1 protein-coding gene is annotated in these 3,554 nt (G+C 74.4%); it reads right to left on the bottom strand.

Annotated elements, in window-relative coordinates:
* Positions 1 to 3,554, bottom strand: a 3,554-nt coding sequence (locus ABZ842_RS38640) for an amino acid adenylation domain-containing protein (protein WP_361548536.1), incomplete at both ends; no start/stop codon positions are given.

Below are 3,554 nucleotides of genomic sequence, written 5' to 3'. Positions count from 1 at the left end.
TGTAGGGCGATTTGGACGACGTAGACGTCGGGGGTGTCCTGGTCGTCGTACAGGGCGTGGAAGAGCAGGCCCTCTTGCAACGGCGCCAACGGCAAGATGTCCACGGCCCGCCGCCGCGCCTCGATCTCCTCGATCTCGCCCTGGTCGAGCGGCACCAACGGCACGTCCGACGGCGTGAGCCCGCCGCCCTCCGGAGCGCCCGCGTGCTCGACGAGCAGCCCCAGCGCCCGTACCCACGCGTCCCCCAGACCGCGCACCTCCTCCTCGGTGAGGACCGCGCCCGGCCACGCACAGCTGAGCGTCAGCAGTGGACCGTCCGACGTGTCCCGGGTGACGGCGCTGACGGTGAGCGCGTGCGTCAGCGGCAGGTCGGGGTGCGCACCCCCGGACAGGGCGTCGGCCTCCGGCGCGGGCACCCAGTCGGCGTCGTCCGGCGCGGGGAAGCGCCCCAGGTAGTTGAACGCGACCTGCGGCTGCGGCAGCCCGGCCAGTCGATCGGCCGCCCCGGGGGCGAGCCGGCGCAGCAGCCCGTAGCCGACGCCGTGGTCCGGCACCGCCCGAAGCTGCTCCTTGACCCGCTTGAGCACCGCACCCGCGCCGGCGCCGGTGAACGCGGCGGTGCCCGCGTCCAACCGCTGGGGATGGACGGAGGTGAACCACCCGACCGTACGGGACAGGTCCAGCGCCCCGGCCCCGTGCGACGGATCCATGTCGTCCTGGCGCCCGTGCCCCTCGACGTCGACCAGCAGCGAGCCGTCGGCGGCGCCGCGGTCCCGCTGCCACCTGGCGTGCGCGAGGGCGAGCGCACTCAGCAGGGCGTCGTTGACGCCGCAGCGGTAGCGGGCCGGAACGTCCGCCAGCAGTGCCTGCGTCTGCTCCGGCGGCAGGGTCCACGACGCGGTGGCGGCGGTGGCGAGGGTGTCCCGCGCGGGATCCAGCGCCCGCCCGCCCAACGGCACAGCCGCCCCTTCCAACACGTCGATCCAGAAGGGCAGTTCAGCGGCGCGGGCCGCACTCTTGGCCTGGTCGACCTGGAGGTGCGCCCAGTGCCGGTACGACGTCGCCACCGGCGGCAACTGCGGCTCCTCACCGGCGTCGACCGCCCGCCACGCGGCTGCGAGGTCCGCCAGCAGGATGCGCCAGGAGACCCCGTCGACGACGAGGTGGTGCAGCAGGAGCAGCAGCCGACCGGGGGCCGCCGGGCCGCCGTCGAACCAGACGGCCTGCACCATGACGCCACCGGCGGGGTCCAGCCGGTGCCGCGCCTCGTCCGCCGCGTCCGCGAGCGCACCCCGAAGGCCGTCCGGGTCCGACGGGTGCGGAAGGGCGGCGGCGCTCAGGACAGCGGGGGCGAGGACGTCGCCCGGCGCTGCCGTGCGCAGCTCGCGGCCGGAGGGCGGGCCGACCAGCCGTGACCTGAGCACGTCGTGGCGGTCGAGCACGGCTTGGAGGGTGCGGGCCAAGCCGTCGCGGGTCGCTCCGCGGGGCGTGCGCACCACGACGGACTGGTGGAAGCCCGCGAAACCCGGGCCGTCCACGTCGAAGGAGCGCGCCACGGGCGGCAGCGGCACGTCGCCGACCCCTTCCAGACCGGCCGGGGCGGGGACCGCGTCCACGGCGTCCGTCGGGCGGGCGACGGCGGCGAGTTCGGCGATGGACCGCTGCTGGAAGACGTCCCGCGGCGTGATCACCAGGCCGGCTTCCCGGGCCCTGCTGACGAGTTGGATCGAGACGATGCTGTCGCCGCCGAGTTCGAAGAAGTTGTCGTCGACGCCGATGCGGGGGAGGTTCAGCACCTCGGCGCAGAGCGTGGCGAGGATCCGCTCCTGCGCGGTGCGGGGCGCGCCGTCGCTGGTCAGGGCGGTGAAGTCGGGCGCGGGCAGGGCTTGGCGGTCGAGCTTCCCGTTCGCCGTCAGCGGCAGCTCGTCGAGGGCGACGACGGCGGCCGGGACCATGTAGTCGGGCAGCGACGCCTTCAGCTCCTCCCGGAGCGCGACGGTGTCGAGCACCGCGCCGCCGTGCGTCGCGTCGTCCGTTGCGCCGTCGGTTGCACCGCCGCGGGGGACGACGTACGCGACGAGCCGGGCGGGGCCAGCGCCGCCGACGTGGGCGTGGGCGGCGGCCCCCGCCACCTGCGGATGACGCGTGAGGGCCGCTTCGACCTCGCCGAGTTCGATGCGGAAGCCGCGGATCTTGACCTGCTGGTCGCCGCGCCCGACGAAGTGGAGGACACCGTCGGTGTCGCGGCGGGCGAGGTCGCCGGTGCGGTACATGCGGGTGCCGACGGGCCCGTACGGATCGGCCACGAAGCGGTCGGCGGTGAGCCCCGGCCGGCCCAGGTAGCCGCGGGCCAGGCCGGCGCCGGAGACGTACAACTCGCCGGTGACACCGGGCGGCACGGGGCGCAGGCCGGTGTCGAGGACGTGGATCCGGGTGTTGTCCAGCGGTCGGCCGATGGGCACCGCCGGCCGGTCGCAGCCGTGCGCCGGCACGCGGTGGCGGGTGGCGAAGGTGGTGCTCTCGGTGGGTCCGTAGCCGTCCACGACGACCAGGTCGGGGCAGACCTCCAGGACACGGGCGACCGCCCGGGGGTCGACGACGTCACCGCCCACCCACAGTTCGCGCAGGGCCGCGAGGGACCGGGGGTCCTCCTGGGCGACGAGGTGGAAGAAGCCCGCGGTGAGCCAGAGGGCCGTGACGCCGTGCCGCCGGGCGAGCCGCTCGATTCCGGCCGCGTCGAGGGCGCCGGGCGGGGCGACGACCACTTCGCCGCCGGACAGCAGCGGGACCCAGATCTCGTAGGTGGCGGCGTCGAAGGAGTGCCGGGAGTGGAAGAGCACCCGCCGGTGGTTGCCGCCCCGCCAGCACCGGTCGCGCGCCAACTCGACGACCGAGGAGTGCGGCACCGCCACGCCCTTCGGCCGGCCCGTGGACCCGGAGGTGTACATGACGTACGCGAGGTGTCGGGGGTCGCCGGGTACGGTCAGGGGTTCCGTGTCGCCCGGCTTGCTCGCGGGCGCGTCGAGCGTTTGGCCCACGGCGATGGAGAGGACGTCGTCAGGGAGGGGGCTGCTGTCGTGGGGGAGCGGATCGGTGAGGACCACCCGGGTGCCGGTCTCGGTCAGCAGCGCGTGGATGCGGGACGCGGGGTCTCGGCTGTCGAGCGGTAGGTACGCGGCCCCCGCGCGCACCACGGCGAGCAGCGAGACCACGAGGTCGGCGGAGCGGTCGAGCAGGACGCCCACGGTGTCCTGCGGACGGACCCCGGACGCCTGGAGGACGCGGGCCAGTCGGCCCGAGCGCTCGTCGAGCTGACGGTACGTGAGGTGGTCGGCGCCGGCGCGGACGGCCACCGCTTCGGGTGTGCGGGTCGCCTGCTCGGCAAAGAGCTGCTGAAGGGTGCGGGAAGCCTCGGGAATCGGGTTTTCCGTGGCGTTCCATTGGGTGAGTTGTTGGTGTTCTTGTGGGGTGAGGGTGTTGATGTGGTTGATGGGTGTGTGGGGGTTTTGGGTGATGGTGTGGAGGAGGTTGTGGAGTCGGGTGGTGAGGGTTTG

The organism is Streptomyces sp. NPDC047315, from assembly GCF_040643215.1.
In the GTDB taxonomy this organism is placed as follows: Bacteria; Actinomycetota; Actinomycetes; order Streptomycetales; family Streptomycetaceae; genus Streptomyces.
Note: the sequence above shows the minus strand (reverse complement) of the source record. Positions and strands in the feature narration are given on the sequence as shown.